General features: G+C 66.7%; 14 protein-coding genes and 1 pseudogene. 7 read left to right on the forward strand and 8 right to left on the reverse strand.

Annotation, left to right across the window (positions count from 1 at the left end; translation table 11 throughout):
* Window positions 1-122: 122 nt before the first annotated feature.
* A pseudogene (locus Q4F19_RS06770) lies at window positions 123-1,007 on the forward strand (aminotransferase class I/II-fold pyridoxal phosphate-dependent enzyme); the annotation flags it as partial.
* A 16-nt stretch (window positions 1,008-1,023) separates the two neighbouring features.
* Here the strand turns inward: Q4F19_RS06770 and Q4F19_RS06775 are convergent.
* Window positions 1,024-1,905, reverse strand: a complete 882-nt coding sequence (locus Q4F19_RS06775) for a LysR family transcriptional regulator (RefSeq protein ID WP_303540961.1) — start codon at window positions 1,903-1,905, stop codon at window positions 1,024-1,026.
* A 109-nt stretch (window positions 1,906-2,014) separates the two neighbouring features.
* Here Q4F19_RS06775 and Q4F19_RS06780 point away from each other — a divergent pair, with 109 nt between their 5' ends.
* From Q4F19_RS06780 to Q4F19_RS06795, 4 genes are all read left to right on the forward strand, one after another.
* The gene (locus Q4F19_RS06780; RefSeq protein ID WP_303540963.1) at window positions 2,015-3,514 is read left to right on the forward strand and encodes a CoA-acylating methylmalonate-semialdehyde dehydrogenase; all 1,500 of its coding nucleotides are present in this window, start codon (window positions 2,015-2,017) and stop codon (window positions 3,512-3,514) included.
* A gap of 101 nt (window positions 3,515-3,615) precedes the next feature.
* Window positions 3,616-3,906, forward strand: coding sequence for a hypothetical protein (locus Q4F19_RS06785; protein ID WP_303540964.1), 291 nt, complete (start codon window positions 3,616-3,618; stop codon window positions 3,904-3,906).
* A gap of 6 nt (window positions 3,907-3,912) precedes the next feature.
* Window positions 3,913-5,058: an amidohydrolase family protein gene (locus Q4F19_RS06790; protein WP_303540966.1), complete on the forward strand. Its 1,146-nt coding sequence runs from the start codon at window positions 3,913-3,915 to the stop codon at window positions 5,056-5,058.
* A 69-nt stretch (window positions 5,059-5,127) separates the two neighbouring features.
* Window positions 5,128-5,394 carry a hypothetical protein gene (locus Q4F19_RS06795; protein WP_303540968.1) on the forward strand — a complete coding sequence of 89 codons (267 nt, stop codon included), beginning with the start codon at window positions 5,128-5,130 and terminating at the stop codon, window positions 5,392-5,394.
* Between the two features lie 6 nt (window positions 5,395-5,400).
* Here the strand turns inward: Q4F19_RS06795 and Q4F19_RS06800 are convergent, their stop codons facing one another.
* The 5 genes from Q4F19_RS06800 to Q4F19_RS06820 are packed head-to-tail and all read right to left on the reverse strand — an operon-like array spanning window position 5,401 to window position 10,731.
* The gene (locus Q4F19_RS06800; RefSeq protein ID WP_303540969.1) at window positions 5,401-6,396 is read right to left on the reverse strand and encodes an NAD(P)H-dependent flavin oxidoreductase; all 996 of its coding nucleotides are present in this window, start codon (window positions 6,394-6,396) and stop codon (window positions 5,401-5,403) included.
* On the reverse strand, window positions 6,396-7,556 hold the full coding sequence (locus tag Q4F19_RS06805; RefSeq protein WP_303540971.1) for an acetyl-CoA C-acetyltransferase: 1,161 nt from the start codon (window positions 7,554-7,556) through the stop codon (window positions 6,396-6,398). The genes Q4F19_RS06800 and Q4F19_RS06805 overlap by 1 nt, the downstream gene beginning before the upstream one ends.
* Window position 7,557: 1 nt before the next feature.
* Window positions 7,558-8,349 (reverse strand): enoyl-CoA hydratase/isomerase family protein, encoded by a 792-nt coding sequence (locus tag Q4F19_RS06810; protein WP_303540973.1) that lies wholly within the window; start codon window positions 8,347-8,349, stop codon window positions 7,558-7,560.
* Window positions 8,350-8,401: 52 nt separating this feature from the next.
* Window positions 8,402-9,583 carry an acetyl-CoA C-acyltransferase gene (locus Q4F19_RS06815; protein ID WP_303540975.1) on the reverse strand — a complete coding sequence of 394 codons (1,182 nt, stop codon included), beginning with the start codon at window positions 9,581-9,583 and terminating at the stop codon, window positions 8,402-8,404.
* A gap of 20 nt (window positions 9,584-9,603) precedes the next feature.
* The gene (locus Q4F19_RS06820) at window positions 9,604-10,731 is read right to left on the reverse strand and encodes an acyl-CoA dehydrogenase family protein (protein ID WP_303540977.1); all 1,128 of its coding nucleotides are present in this window, start codon (window positions 10,729-10,731) and stop codon (window positions 9,604-9,606) included.
* A gap of 70 nt (window positions 10,732-10,801) precedes the next feature.
* Here Q4F19_RS06820 and Q4F19_RS06825 point away from each other — a divergent pair, with 70 nt between their 5' ends.
* The gene (locus tag Q4F19_RS06825; protein WP_303540979.1) at window positions 10,802-11,434 is read left to right on the forward strand and encodes a TetR/AcrR family transcriptional regulator; all 633 of its coding nucleotides are present in this window, start codon (window positions 10,802-10,804) and stop codon (window positions 11,432-11,434) included.
* Between the two features lie 95 nt (window positions 11,435-11,529).
* Here Q4F19_RS06825 and Q4F19_RS06830 read toward each other — a convergent pair whose 3' ends face one another.
* Complete coding sequence (locus Q4F19_RS06830; protein WP_303540982.1) at window positions 11,530-13,182, reverse strand: glycoside hydrolase family 28 protein; 1,653 nt, start codon at window positions 13,180-13,182, stop codon at window positions 11,530-11,532.
* Between the two features lie 194 nt (window positions 13,183-13,376).
* Window positions 13,377-14,582 carry an MFS transporter gene (locus tag Q4F19_RS06835; protein ID WP_303540983.1) on the reverse strand — a complete coding sequence of 402 codons (1,206 nt, stop codon included), beginning with the start codon at window positions 14,580-14,582 and terminating at the stop codon, window positions 13,377-13,379.
* A gap of 101 nt (window positions 14,583-14,683) precedes the next feature.
* Between Q4F19_RS06835 and Q4F19_RS06840 the strand changes: the two genes are divergently transcribed.
* Complete coding sequence (locus Q4F19_RS06840; protein WP_303540984.1) at window positions 14,684-15,592, forward strand: LysR family transcriptional regulator; 909 nt, start codon at window positions 14,684-14,686, stop codon at window positions 15,590-15,592.
* The last annotated feature ends 17 nt before the right edge of the window (window positions 15,593-15,609 follow it).

A 15,609-nucleotide genomic window follows, 5' to 3' on the forward strand; every position in this document is an offset into this window, starting at 1 on the left:
CACCTCGCTCCGATTGTCGCGTAATCGCCCTCTTCTCCAATTCTCGCACGGGAAGATCAGCTTGCGCGTCTGCCGACCGTTTGGCCAGATCCGGCAACCGACAGTCCGAGCCCCGCATTCCGGCCTGCGAGGCGATCGCCGCATCTCTGCTGGCCATGGTCACGCCCGGCGATGAGGTGCTGCTGATCCAGCCGCTCTACGATGCCTATCTGCCGCTCGTGCAGCGCGCGGGCGGGATCGCGAAGCTCGTGACGATGCAGCCGCCCGATTGGGTTTTGCCGCGCGAAGCGCTGCGCGCGGCGATCGGCCCGCGCACCCGGCTGCTCATCCTCAACAACCCGGTCAATCCACTCGGCAAGACGTTCGACGCCGACGAACTCGCCTTCCTCGCCGATCTCTGCATCGCCCACGATCTGATCGCGATCTGCGACGAGGTCGGGGAGCATGTAATCTTCGACGGCCGCAGCCACCTTCCCCTGATCGGCCTGCCCGGCATGGCCGATCGCGCGGTCAAGATCGGCTCCGCCGGCAAGATCTTCTCGCTCACGGGCTGGAAGGTCGGTTTCGTATTGGCCTGCCCGGCCCTGCTCGGCCCGATCGCACGCGCTCATCAGTTCCTCACCTTCACCACGCCGCCCGCGCTCCAGATCGCGGTCGCCGAGGGTATGGCGAGGCCGCCAGCCGAATTCGCGGCGATGCGCGCAGGCTATCAGCGCTCGCGCGACCGCCTCGCCGCAGCGCTTGCGGCCGGCGGCTATGCCGTCCTGCCCAGCGCGGGCACCTATTTCCTCACGATCGACCTTGCCGCTTCTGGACTGGACGAGCGGGACACCGACTTCTGCACGCGCATCGTCCGCGATCATGGCGTCGCCGCGATCCCGCTCTCGGCTTTTTACGCCAAGGATCCGCCCCGATCGCTCGTCCGGCTCTGCTTCGCGAAAACCGACGACACGCTGGACGAGGCGGCCCGGCGCCTCGTCACCGCCCGGCTATCGCTCCAGCGGTAAGCGGCGCTACGCGCCGTCAGAACGCCGCCCGTTCCCTCCTCACGCTCTCCGCGACGAAGTCCGCGACCGCACGGATGCGGGGGACGCGCGCAAGATCCGAGTGCAACACCATCCAGTAGCTGCGCACGACCTCCACCGTCTCAGGCAGCACCCGCACCAGGCGCATATGCGGGCTGACCGCAAAACAGTGCAGCAAGCCGAAGCCCAACCCCGACGCCACCGCCTCCATCTGCGCCGCGACCGAACTGGAGCGGAACACGCACGTCTTGGCCAGCGACCGATCAAGATTGCGCAGCTCGGGCAGGTCGATCAACTCCTCGATATAGGAGATGAACGGCTGTCCCCGCAGCGCCGCCAGCGAGGCGATCGGGCCGATCCGCGCGAGCAGATCCTCGGACGCATAAAGCCCGATCCGATAATCGACGAGACGCGCCGATTGCAGCCGTCCCTGATCGGGCCGGTTGAGGCTGATCGCGATGTCAGCCTCGCGCTTCGAGAGGTTGACGGTGCGCGATTCCGGCGCGAGCTCCAGTTCGATCCCAGGATGCTGCGCGTTCAGATGGCGCGCGCGCGGCGCGATGAAATAGGTCCCGAACGCCTCCGGGGTGGCCAGGCGGACGATCCCAGAGACCTGTCCGTCCTGCCCCTCGACGCGTCGTCCGGCCGCCAGCACCTCTTCCTCGATCCGCTCGGCATGTTCGATCAGCTCCAGCCCGGCCTTCGTCGCCTGCACGCCGCGCGGAGAGCGATCCAGCAGCCGTGTGCCGATCGACGCCTCCAGCGCGGTAAGTCGCCGTGCCAAAGTCGTATGGTTGAGGCCGAGCGCGCGCCCGCTCGCGACGAAGCTGCCGCTGCGCGCGACGGCAAGCAGGATGCGCAGATCGTCCCAATCGAACATGCCGACAGCATTCGCTCAAACGCACAACCGTTGCGCGCTCAAGCGCCATATCTACACATAATCGCATAGGCTATCGTCGGCCCCATAATCAAAGCGAGAGGATCCCCGAATGCGACTGATCCAGCATTTCATCGATGGCGCCGCGACGACGACGCCCCCGGCCCGTCTCGGCGACGTCTACGATCCGGCGTTGGGCAAGGTGCAGGCACAGGTCGCGCTCGGCAATGCGGCCCTACTCGACGAAGCGGTCGCGAACGCCAAGGCCGCGCAACCCGCCTGGGCCGCGACCAATCCGCAGCGCCGCGCGCGCGTGATGTTCCGGTTCAAGGAGCTGATCGAGCAGCATATGGACGAACTGGCCGAAATGCTCTCGCGCGAGCATGGCAAGGTGATCGCGGATTCGAAGGGCGACATCCAGCGCGGGCTCGAGGTCGTCGAGTTCGTGTGCGGCATCCCCCACCTTCTCAAGGGCGAATATACGGAAGGTGCCGGGCCCGGGATCGACGTCTATTCGATGCGCCAGCCGATCGGCATCGCCGCCGGCATCACGCCCTTCAACTTCCCGGCGATGATCCCGCTGTGGATGTGCGCACCTGCGATCGCGACCGGCAATGCCTTCATCATCAAGCCGTCCGAGCGCGATCCGTCGGTGCCCGTGCGGCTGGCCGAGCTCGCGCTGGAGGCCGGCCTGCCGAAGGGCATCCTCAACGTCGTCCATGGCGACAAGGAGATGGTCGACGCGATTCTCGATCATGCCGACATCAAGGCGGTCAGCTTCGTCGGATCGTCCGACATCGCTCAATATGTCTATGGCCGGGGCGCGGCCAACGGCAAGCGCATGCAATGCATGGGCGGCGCCAAGAATCACGGCATCGTCATGCCTGACGCCGACATGGACCAGGCCGTCGCCGACATCATCGGCGCCGCTTATGGCTCTGCCGGCGAGCGCTGCATGGCGCTGCCGGTCGTCGTGCCGGTCGGCGAAGAGACCGCCGTGCGGCTGCGCGGCAAGTTGCTCACCGCGATCGCCGATCTGCGCGTCGGCATCCCGACCGATCCCGATGCGCATTACGGCCCCGTCGTCGGCGCCGCGCACAAGGCGAAGATCGAACACTATATCCAGATGGCGGTCGAAGAAGGCGCCGAGCTCGTCGTCGACGGCCGCGGCCTTTCGCTCCAGGGCTATGAGGACGGCTATTTCCTCGGGCCGACGTTGCTCGATCGCGTGACGCCGGACATGCAGAGCTATCGGGAAGAGATTTTCGGGCCCGTCCTGCAGATCATGCGCGCCAAAACCTTCGAGGAAGCGGTCTCGTACCCGACCAATCATCAATATGGGAACGGCGTCGCCTTGTTCACCCGCAACGGCGATTTCGCCCGTGCGTTCGCGGCGAGCGTCGAGGTCGGCATGGTCGGCATCAACGTGCCGATCCCGGTGCCCGTCGCCTATCACAGCTTCGGCGGGTGGAAGCGCTCGGGCTTCGGCGATCTCGATCAATATGGCATGGACGGGATCCGCTTCTACACGCGCACCAAGAAGGTCACGCAGCGCTGGCCGAGCGGCGGCGCGGTCCTGGACCAGAGTTTCGTCATTCCGACGATGGGCTGATCATCGTCGGCGCGATGCCCCGAGGCTTGACGCTTAGACCCCGAGGGCTTCTCTAAACGCCGGAGGGCGGACCCGCGTCCGCGACCAGATCAGAGGACGCCATGAAGCCCGGAACCAAGCTCAAGTCGGTCGTGTGCGACACCGAAGTGATGGTGATCCGCGCCGGCGACGGCGTTGTTTCATGCGGCGGGGCGCCGATGACGGAGGAGCGGCCGGCCGAGCGCGGCGCGATCGATCCGGCTTTCTCGGAGGGCACGCGCGTCGGCAAGCGCTATGTCGATGCGGCCGGCACGCTCGAACTGCTGTGCGTGAAGCCGGGCGCGGGATCGCTTGCGAGCGACGGGATCGCGCTCACCACCAAGGATGCCAAGCCGCTGCCCGCATCCGACTAGTCCGCGATGAATATCTCGCTTTTCCTGCAGATGGCGGCGGATACCGACGCCGACCGGATCGCCTTGGTGTGCGACGGCCGGCGCTGGTCGTATGCGGCGCTGCATCGCTCCGCGCAGGGTGCCGCGCGGAGCATCCGCGAGAGCGGAGCGACGCATGTCGCGCTGCTCGACGAAGGCAGCGAGGCGTCCGCAATCGCTCTGTTCGGCGCGGCGATCGCTGGCATCCCTTATGTGCCGCTCAATTACCGGCTCGCCGATGCGGATCTCGGCGCGCTGCTCGGCCGGATCGCGCCGGCTTTTGTCATTGGCGATGTCGATCGCGTTCGCCGGCTGAGCCCCGATGCCGGCCACATCGCCCGGACGCGCGCCGATTTCGTCGCCGAGGCCGAAGCGAAAGCGGAGGGCCCCGAACCGGACGAGACCGACGAGACGATCGCGATTCAGCTCTTCACCATGGCGCATTTGCCGCTCTGGGACAAAGCGGCGCTGGACAAGGAAGCGCGCCGCTGCATCGACATGGGGCTCAAGGGCTTCGTCCTGCCCGACACGCCCGAGCGCGTCGGTGTCCCCTCCTATATGCGCGATTATTGGGACGATTTCCTCGATCTGTGCAGCGCGACCGGCACGCCGATCAATTTCCACCTCAACGCCGCGATGGATCCGACGACGCTGACGTGGGACGGCTTCGTGTTCGAACAGACTTTGTCGGTGGTGGCGACGATGTTCTCGATCGGCAACGTCGCGACGCTCGGCAACTGGATGGTCAGCGGCCGGCTCGACAAGCATCCGGGCCTCAAGATCGGGCTGATCGAAAGCGGGATGGGCTGGATTCCGTTCGCGGTGGAAGCGCTCGAGCATCAATTTCAGGAGATGCTTCCGCATCGTGCGGGCGGAGTACTCAAGAAGGCGCCGTGGGATTATTTCCGCGACCACTTCTTCGGCACCTTCTGGTTCGAGACGATCGGGCCGCAGCTGCTGCTGGAGACGATTGGCTTCGACAATATGATGTTCGAGACCGACTTCCCGCATCCGACCTCGCTCTATCCGGGCGTGCAGGAGCATATCCAGAAGGCGCTCGGCGGCTATGATTATGCCGTGAAGAAGAAGATCCTCGAGACCAATGCGGTCCGGATGTACAATCTGCCCTTCTGATCCGTCCGGCATTGCCCGTCTTCCAGCGGAGGGCGGGCGGCGTGGCATCACAGCGGCTTTGGGGCGTTCATGAGCGAAGAACCGGACGAGACGCTGCGCGCCGTCACCGATCGGGTGATCGAGCTTGAGCAAGAGGTGGACGCGTCCGGCGTCGCCGCGATCGACGGCAGCGAGCTGGAATGGAGCCGGGCGGCGCTCCACAAATGGGTCGACGAGATGATCGGCGTCGTCGTGTCCCCGGGTCTCGGTCGCGTGACTGTGATCCACCCCGGTGGCCAGCGCTCGTCGATCGCTTCGGCGACATTGCCCTATGCGATGAGCCGGCCGCCTCGCTGACGGACGTTACGCGGCCATCTCGCGTGGTGTTACGAACGCCGCCAGTCGGCCACGAATGATCGCCTCGGCGTCGGCGACGATGCGATCGATCAGCGCCTGGCAGGTGGGCACGTCGTGGATCAGCCCCTGCACCTGTCCGGCCCAGACCAGCCCCGCATCGAGATTGCCCGTCTCCAGCGCCTCGCGCCCTTTCGCCCCCGACACGAGCGCGCGGATATCCTCGAACACCGCCTCCGCCGGCTGCGACAGCGCGACGACGCGCTCGGATATGCTGTTGCGCGCGACGCGCCCCGTATTGTGGAACTTGCGGAAAATCAGCCGCGTGTCGCGCTCATCGTTCGCGACGATGAATGCCTTCACCAAGTCATGGATGGGCGCCTCCACCGTTGCGCAGAAACGCGTCCCCATGTTGATGCCCTCCGCACCGAGCGCGAGCGCCGCCGCAAGGCCCCGCCCGTCGCCGAAGCCGCCGCTCGCGATCATCGGGATCGTCACCTTGTCGGCGGCGGCGGGGATCAGGATCAGCCCCGGAATATCGTCCTCGCCCGGATGGCCCGCGCATTCGAACCCGTCGATCGAGATGATGTCGACCCCCATCCGCTCGGCCGAGAGCGCATGCCGCACCGCCGTGCATTTGTGGAGCACGGTCACGCCGTGGCTCTTGAATTCGTCGACATGCTCCTGCGGCTTGTGGCCCGCCGTCTCGACGATCGTGATGCCGCTCTCGATGATCGCCCGGCGATACTCGGCATAAGGTGGCGGCGAGACCGAGGGGAGGATCGTCAAGTTCACGCCGAACGGCGCGTCGGTCAGCGCCCGGCAGCGATCGATTTCGCGCCGCAGATCGTCGGGCGTAGGCTGCGTGAGCGCGGTCAGAATACCGAGCCCGCCCGCATTGGACACCGCCGCCGCCAGCTCGGCCCGGCCCACCCACATCATGCCGCCCTGGACGATCGGATGCCGGACCCCGAGCATGTCGGTGATGCGTGTCGTCAATGCCATTACAGCGCCTCCAGGATCGTCACATTGGCGATGCCGCCGCCCTCGCACATCGTCTGCAGGCCGTAGCGTTTGCCGCGCGCGCGCAGCGCGTGGATCAAGGTCGCCATGATCTTCGTGCCCGAGGCGCCGAGCGGATGGCCGAGAGCAATCGCGCCGCCATGCACGTTGAGCCGGTCGGGATCGCCGCCGAGCGCATCCAGCCACGCCAGCGGGATCGGCGCGAATGCCTCGTTGACCTCGTAGAGATCGATATCATCGAGCGTCATGCCGGCGCGCGCCAGTGCGCGCGTTGTCGCGGGGATTGGCTCCTCCAGCATGATCACCGGATCGCCGGCGGTCACCGTCATGTTCACGATCCGCGCGATCGGAGTCAGGCCATGCGTCTTCAGCGCGCGTTCGCTGACGATCAGCGTCGCCGAGGCGCCGTCGCAAATTTGGCTCGCATTGGCGGGCGAGATGACGCCGCCGTCCTGCAGCGGTTTGACCGATCCGATCGACTCCAAAGTCGCGTCGTAACGGATGCCCTCGTCGGTCGTGTGGAAGCCGCCATCGATCGCGAGCGGGACGATCTCCCGATCGAACGCGCCGGCCTGCGTCGCCGCGGCCGCGCGGCGATGGCTTTCGAGTGCGAAGCGATCGAGCCTCTCGCGATCATAGCCATATTTGCGAGCGATCATCTCGGCGCCCTCGAATTGGCTGAATGCGGCGACGCCGAAGCGCGCGCCGATCCGCGCGCTGAACGGGCCGACCCCCAGTCCCTCTTTCTCATGCAGCGAGATGTTGCTGAACATGGGCACGCGCGTCATGCTTTCCGCGCCGGCGGCGATGACGATGTCCTGCGTGCCCGACATCACCGCCTGCGCCGCGAATTGCACGGCCTGCTGCGAGCTCCCGCACTGCCGGTCGATCGTCACCGCCGGGACGCTTTGCGGCAGACGCGAGGCGAGCACCACGTTGCGCCCGAACGCGAAACCCTGCTCGCCCGCCTGGGTCACGCATCCGACGATCACGTCCTCGATCGCGGCCGGATCGATCCCCGTGCGATCGACGATCGCGTTGAGCACCTCAGCACCCAGATCGGCGGGGTGCCAGCCGGCCAGAGCGCCCTTGCGACGCCCGCCGGCGCTGCGGACCGCATCGACGATATAGGCCTCGGCCATCTCAGGCGCCTCCGGAGAAAACGGGCTTGCGACGATCGAAGAAGGCGGCGACGCCTTCGCGGCTGTCGGCGGTGCCGCTCAGTGCGGCGATGCTGCGCGTTTCGCGCTCCAGCTGCCCTTCGAGCGACCCGCCATAGCTTTCGAGCAGGAGCGCGCGCGCCGCCGCGACCGCGTTGGTCGCCGCCGCCGCGAGCGTCCGCGCCTGCTTCAGGCCCTCGTCGATCAGGTCGTCGTCGCTGACAATCCGGGTGACGAGCCCGATCGCCGCCGCTTCCTCAGCGCCGACGCGGCGATTGGCAATGAGCATCTCCTGCGCCCGCCGCAGGCCGATCAGCCGCGGCAGCAGCCAGGAGACGCCGCCGTCCGGACTGAGCCCGACGCCGCCATAAGCCGCGGTGAAGTGCGCCGATTGCGCCGCCAGCACGACATCGCCGCAAATGGCGAGGCCCAGCCCCGCGCCCGCCGCCGGCCCGTTGACGAGCACGAGCAGCGGCTTGGCCATGCGCATCAGCCGCGTCACCGCCATGTGCAGCGTGCCCGCCAGTTCGCTCAGATAGGCCGGGACCGTGACGGTCGTCGTCGCGAAGCCGGCAATATCGCCGCCGCCGCAGAAGAGCTTGCCGGCGCCGGTCAGCACGACGCACCGGATCGCCGGATCGCTGTCGCAGCGGATCGCCGCCTGCAGCAAAGCCTGCGCCAGCGGCAGATCGATCGCATTGCCCGCCGCCGGACGGTTGAGCGTCAGCGTCGCGATCGCATGGTCGATCGACAGCAAAACGGGGGGCTCACTCATCGGCTTCCTCTTCGTCCCACTTCACGGCCGACGCGCGCCTTCGACCCCAGCGTCAGGCCAGCTCGATCGCCATGGCGGTCGCCTCGCCCCCGCCGATGCATAGGCTCGCGACGCCGCGCTTGAGCCCGCGCGCCTCCAGCGCGGCGACCAACGTCACCAGGATGCGCGCGCCGCTCGCACCGATCGGATGGCCGAGCGCGGTCGCGCCGCCATTCACGTTGAGTTTCTCGGGCGGAATGTCGAGATCGCGGGCGGCAATCATCGCCACCACGGCAAATGCCTCGTTCACCTCGAACAGATCGACGTCCGCCGCCCTCCAGCCGGCCTTGGCCAGCACCTTGCGGATCGCAGGCACGGGCGCGGTCGTGAACTTCGCCGGCTCGTGCGCATGCCCCGCCTGCGCGACGACCGTGGCGACGATGGGCAGGCCGAATTTCTCCGCCACGCTCTGCCGCGTCATGATCAGCGCCGCCGCACCATCGGAGATCGACGAGGCGTTGGCCGCGGTGATCGTTCCATCCTTGAGGAAGGCGGGTTTGAGGCCCGGAATCTTGTCGGGTTTCGCCTTGCCCGGCTGCTCGTCCGTGTCGACCAGCACCGATCCGCCCCGGCCGGCGACGCTGACCGGCGCGATCTCCCTGGCGAAGGCGCCCGATCCGATCGCCGCATTGGCGCGCTCCAGCGAGCGCACCGCATAATCGTCCTGATCCCCGCGCGTGAACTGATAGTCGCGCACCGCATCCTCGGCGAAGACGCCCATCGCCTTGCCCGGCTCGTAGGCGTCTTCCAGCCCGTCCATCATCATCGTGTCGATGATGCGATCATGCCCGATCCGCGCGCCCGCACGATGCTTCGGAAGCGCATAAGGCGCGTTGGTCATGCTCTCCATGCCGCCGGCGACGACAATGTCGGCGCTGCCCGCCGCCAGCGCGTCATAGGCCATCATCGCCGCCTGCATGCCCGATCCGCACATCTTGTTGACCGTCGTCGCCTCGATCGACTGCGGCAGGCCCGCGCCCAATGCCGCCTGCCGCGCCGGCGCCTGGCCGAGGCCCGCCGGCAGCACGCAGCCCATGTAGATGCGGTCGATCGCCTCCGGATCGACCCCCGACCGCTCGACCGCCGCGGCAACGGCGGCCGAGCCGAGCTCGGTCGCCTTCAGCGAGGAAAAGGCACCGTTGAAGCCACCCATCGGCGTGCGGGCGTAGCTGACGATGACGACGGGATCGGCCATGGCGGTCCTCCTTTATCGATTCAAAGCGCGCGGGCGATGACCATCCGCTGGATATCGGACGTACCCTCGTAGATCTGGCAGACGCGGACATCGCGATAGATCTTGGCCACCCCGAACTCCTCGAGATAGCCATAGCCGCCCAGCGTCTGGATCGCGCCCGAGACCACCGCCTCGGCCGTCTCCGACGCGACGAGCTTGGCCATCGACGCTTCCTTGAGGCACGGCAGCCCAGCATCCTTCATGCTCGCCGCATGGAGCACGAGTTGCCGCGCTGCCTCCAGCCGCGCCGCCAGGTCCGCGAGACGAAAGCCGACCGCCTGATGCTGGATGATCGGAAGGCCGAAGCTCGTCCGATCCTTGGCATATCGGATCGCGATCTCGATCGCGGCGTCGGCCATGCCGATACATTGCGCGGCGATGCCGATGCGCCCGACTTCGAGGTTCGACAGGGCGATGCCATAGCCGGCGCCCTCGGCACCGAGCCGCAGCTCGTCCGCGACGAACAGATCCTCGAAGCGGATCGCGCAGGTATCCGACGCGCCCTGCCCCAATTTGTGCTCGACCTTGTCGACCGTATAGCCCGGGCTGTCGGTCGGCACGATGAAGCCCGAAATGCCGCGCTTGCCCGCCGCCGGATCGGTGATCGCATAGACCATCGCGATCCCGGCTATGCGGCCGGACGTGATGAACTGCTTGGCGCCGTTCAGCCGATAGCCGCCGTCGCATTTCTCGGCGCGGGTGCGGATCGCCGAGGCATCGGAGCCTGCATCGCTCTCGGTCAGCGCGAACGCGCCGATCATCTTGCCGGCAATCAGATCGGGGAGGAAGCGCGCCTGCTGCTCCGCCGTGCCGTCCTTGATGAGACCCGACACGATCAGGCTGTTCTGGATGCTGACGATCGTCGAGAGCGCGCCGTCCGCCGCTGCGATCTCCATCAGGGCGAGGGCATAGGAGATATAGTCCGCGCCCGCGCCGCCGACCGCCTCGGGCGCGGTCATGCCGAGCAGGCCGAGGCCTGCCATCTCCTCGAACAACGCCGCTGGGTAGCCCTTGGCCGCTTCGAACGCCGCGCTGTGCGGCCTGATCCGATCCTGCGCGAAGCTGCGGACGGCGCCTCTTATGGCATCCTGGGTCTCGGAAAGAATCATGATGCGCCTGTCGGATCCTACTCACGAGTAGATTGTATTCCGAACGGTTTCCTGTCAAGAAATTTGCGCGATGAGCGAGGCCCGTTTGAACACTCCCATATCCCCTTTCCCCTCCCGCGAGCAGAAACAGGAGGAGCGCGCCGCGCGGCGCGCCGCGGTGCTGCGCGCCGCCGTCCGCATGTTCAACGCACGCGGCTTCCACGCGACCTCGCTCGAAGATGTCGCGACGAGCCTCGGCATCTCGAAGCCGACCATCTATCACTATCTCGGCAACAAGGATCAGGTGCTGCTCGAGTGCGTGACGATCGGCCTCCAACAATTGCTGGAAGCGGGGGCGGCGGCGCGCGCGGGCCCGGGTACGGGCGCCGATCGCCTGCAGAGCTTCCTGCGGCGCTATGCCGAGATCAACATGGACGATTTCGGCCGATGCGTGATCCGCACCGGCGAGGAGGCGCTGACACCGGAGAGCGTCCGCCGCTTCCGCGATCTGAAGCGCGAGATTGATACGGCAATGCGCGAGCTCATCGAGGAAGGCGTCGCGGATGGATCGATCGCCCCCGTCGATCCCAGGCTGCTCGCCTTCGCGCTCGCCGGCGCGCTCAACTGGCCGGCGCGCTGGCACGACCCGGCCGGCCCGCAAAGTCCCGGCGAACTGGCGGACCTGCTGGTTGCGACGCTCGCCACCGGGTTCCTGCCGCGCTGAGCCTGGCCGCAGCGAGCGGTCGCGCCGTCGCTAGGGGGACGATACCGCAGGGGCGGTTCCGGAGCGCAGTGCGCGAGAGGTCGGTATGATGCGCATCACGATCCGACGTTGACGAAATTCATGCCCTTCCCGTCACGGGCTTCGACGGAAACCGTATCGAGTGTCAGCCCCCGCACATTGTAGGCGACGAAGCCGTGGGCGCCGCGCGCCGTCACATTCTCGAAGCGTATGTCCTGCAGCGGGCTTTCCGGAAGCCCCGCCAGATAAATCGCATTGCCGCCCACCGTTTCCAGCGTGATGTTCTTGAACAAGATGTTGCGGATGAGCGCCGTGCCCTCGTCCTTGGGCTTTGCGGCGTGTGGATCGGGAACGGGGGTGCCGTAGAACTGGTCGACATAGAGCGCACCGCGAAACCAGGTGCCGTCGCGATGCTCGTCGCTCTCATATTTGAGCGTGCAGTCGCGATAGGTGACGTTCTCGATATGATTGCCGCGGCCACGCGGCGCCTTCACGCTGGCGATGCTGAACGTATTCTCGAACACGCAGTCCTCGACCAGCACGTTGCGGACGCCGCCCGCCATCTCGCTCCCCATGGCGACCCCAAATCCGCTGTGGAAGCGGCAGTGGCTGATGCGCACATTCTCGCTAGGGATACCGACGGCGCGGCCCTCGGCATCGCGTCCGGACTTGATCGCGATCCCGTCATCCTGGCTGGAGATATCGCAATCGAAGATGAACACGTCGCGACACGAATCCGGATCGAGGCCGTCGCCGTTCACCATGTGGGGATATGGCGTGCCGGCTTCGTCATATTTGGTGTGGATGCTGACGCCGTTGACCGTCACGCCGTTGCAGTAGATCGGGTGGACGCACCAGAAGGGCGATTGCCGGACGGTGATGCCCTGCAGATACAAGCCGTCCGTGTCGCGAATGCAGATGACCCGGCCACGCTCTGCCGCCTTTTCCGCCAGCTCGTTCTGGCGGAGGATCGAGCCGTTGCCGTTGATCGTCCCGGCGCCGGTGATCGCGATGTCGCGCCAGCGTCCTCCCTTGGCGTCTCGCGTGCCGATCAGGCTGCTGTAGCAAAGCTTCTCTTTGCCTTCCGAGCGATAAGTCATGACCGGATAGTCTTTGGGGTCGGTGCTGCCCAGCAGGACTGCGCCCGCATCGAGGTGCAGCGTCATGTCGCTCTTCAGAAACAGCGCGCCCGATACGAATATGCCGGCCGGAATGCGGACCAGGCCGCCCGGCGGACAGGCGTCGATCGCCTTCTGGATCGCCACCGTGTTCAGCGTCCTGTCGTCGCCCACCGCACCGAAGGTCCGGATGTCGTTTGCCTTGGGCTGGGCCTTTGTCGCCAATCGCAATGTCGCGCTTTGCAGGACGCTCCCGCTAGCGTCGCGCGCGCGGACAGCGATCTCATAGGTCCTCGCGGGGCGAAGGTGCTGGAAGGTATGATCCCTGTGCCGGGTCGTTCCGGCGAGCTTGCCGTCCAGATAGACGTCATAGCCTTCCACCTCCAGATCGGTCGGCTCGTCCCAGACGATGGCGATGCTGTCGGATGTGCGGGCCGCCGGCGGGCACATCAGGTTGAACGGCCCCGAACCGCGCGCGAGGCCTGGCAGGGGGGCGGCGGGCATCGGTCCCGCGGGAGTCTGCGGCGCGCCTGCCGCCTTGCCGACAGCCCCCAACGAAGCGACGCTGGCAAGTGAGCCGAGCAGCATCGTGCGCTTGTCCACAGTGAGCATCGAATTCCATCTCCGCGTGGGGGCTGCCGCGCCCTTCCATTATGATCGGCCTGCCTCCTTATTATCGAGACCGCGCCAAAAGTAATATAAATCGGACACAGCGACCGGAGGCAGGTGGACCTTAAGGACATCAACGCGCCGTACCCGCCACTCTGTGAGCGGACCGGCGATTGACGGCATCCCCACGGCGCCCGTCAGGCGCCCTTACGGCCCTTGAGCGAGGCCACCAACGGGGTGACGAGCACGGCGAGGATCGCGATCGCCGCGGCGACATGGCCGACGCCCGCGAGCCCCAGGTGGAGAATAACCGACCCGCCGATGATCGCGCCCAGGCCGATCCCCGCATTGGCCATGGATACGTTGAGCGTGCCCGCCAGCGCCTGCGCGTGGCTCGCCGACTGCATCACGCGCACCTGACAGATCGGATAGAGCGCGGTGTTGGCGATGCCCCACACCGCGAGCGCGACCGCCAGCCAGCCATGCGAGCCCGCGACCAGAGTGGTCGCCGCCATGCCGATCGCCAGCACGAGCGATGTGATCGCCGTCACCAGCAGCGGCCCGCGGGCTACGAAATGGCCACCCAGCCAATTGCCGGCGAGCCCGACGATGCCGAAGCCCATCAACCACCAGCCGACCTCGCCGCTCGGGATGTGCGCGATCTGCTCGAGCATGTCGGCAAGATAGGTGTAGGCGGTGAACATCGCGGTGAAGACGATCACCGACAGCACGACATTGCCGAGGAAATAGGGATCCTTCAGGATCCGCGCCTGCTCGGCCAGCTTCACGCGCGCGGGCCTGGCCAGCGTCGGCATCACCACGAACAGCAGCACTGCCATCAGCAGCGACAGGCCGGAGAGGCCCCAGAACGTCCCGCGCCAGCCGAATGCGGTCGAGGCGAGCGTCCCGAGCGGGATGCCCAGCACCATCGCGCCGGAAATGCCGAGATAGACGTTCGCGACCGCCTTGCCCGCTTTCTCGGGCCCCGCAAGCTCTCCCGCAGTCTCGCTCGCCGTGCCCCAGAAGACCGGGAGCGCAAGCGCCGGCAGGAAGCGGGCGAGACCCAATATCCAGATGTCGGGCGCGGCGGCGGCCAGCGCATTGGCGCCCGCGAAGATCAGCAGGATCGTCACGAACAGTCGCTTGCGCTCGAAATGCGAGAGCATCGCGGTCAGGAACGGCCCCGCCAGCATGACCGTGAACGCGAACAGCGTAACGAGCTGGCCAGCGACGGAGATCGAGATGCCAAGATCGCGGGCGAGGCTCGGCAACAGGCCGACGATGATGAACTCGGTCGTGACGATGACGAATGCGGAGACCGCCAGCAGCAGCACCGCGACGCCATGCCCCGCGAACTTCGAACCTGCGGGCGCGGCGACAAGGGGGGTGCTGATGGACGACATGGGAAACTCCTGTGATCGTCCGCTTTACACGCGACACAAAAGGAGATCGTGCGGCATTAATTCGCGTATCGAGCGACGGAAATTCCACAAAGGAGCATGGCATGATCCCCTCGGAACGTCTCAAGGGCATCGAGGCCTTCGTCTGCACCGTCGATGCCGGGAGCTTCACGGCCGCGGGTCTCCGGCTGAACCTGACCAACTCGGCGATCAGCAAGAGCGTCGGCCGGCTGGAGGCGCGACTGGGCAGCCGGCTGTTCGAGCGGACAACGCGTCGGTTGACGCTGACGGACGTCGGTGCGGCCTTCTACGAGACCTGCGTCCGCGTGCTGGGCGATCTGGCCGATGCCGAGGCCGTATTGGCCGCGCACCGCTCCGAGATCGTCGGGCGGCTGAAGATCGATCTTCCCGTCGCATTCGGGCGGATGCAGGTCATGCCAGTGCTGCTGGCCTTCGCCGAGCGCCATCCCGGCCTGCGGCCCAGCGTTACCTTCACCGATCGGGTGATCGACATCGTCGAAGAAGGGGTCGATGTCGCGGTCCGGATCGGCACGCCCGCTACATGGCCCGACAATCTCGGCCATCGCTATCTCGGCAGCGAGCGGGTGATCTTCTGCGCGGCGCCGGCCTATATCGATCGACGCGGCGTGCCGGATTCGGCGGACGATCTGTCCCGCTTCGACTGCATCCTCTACGGCCGCGCCGACGGCAGCACGATCCGCTGGCGCTTCGGCGCCGGCACGGCGCCGGTCGAGGAACGGACGATGGCCGGTCGTCTCGTTCTCGGCAGCGCCGAGGCTCAGGTCGGAGCGGTCAGGGCCGGGTTCGGGATCGCTCAATTGGCGACCTGGTTGATCGAGGAAGAGCTCGAACGCGGAGAATTGGTCGAGATACTGCCCGAGCTCGCGACCGCGGGGCTGCCGCTGCATCTCGTCTGGCCACGCCGGCGACAGTTGAGTGCGAAGGTTGATGCGCTTGTGGAGGCGCTGAGTGCGGGTCTGCGGATCGCGTGACGGTTTGGGGCATGGAT

Origin of the sequence: Sphingomonas natans (assembly GCF_030546695.1) — a bacterium.
Lineage (GTDB): Bacteria > Pseudomonadota > Alphaproteobacteria > Sphingomonadales > Sphingomonadaceae > Sphingomonas_I > Sphingomonas_I natans.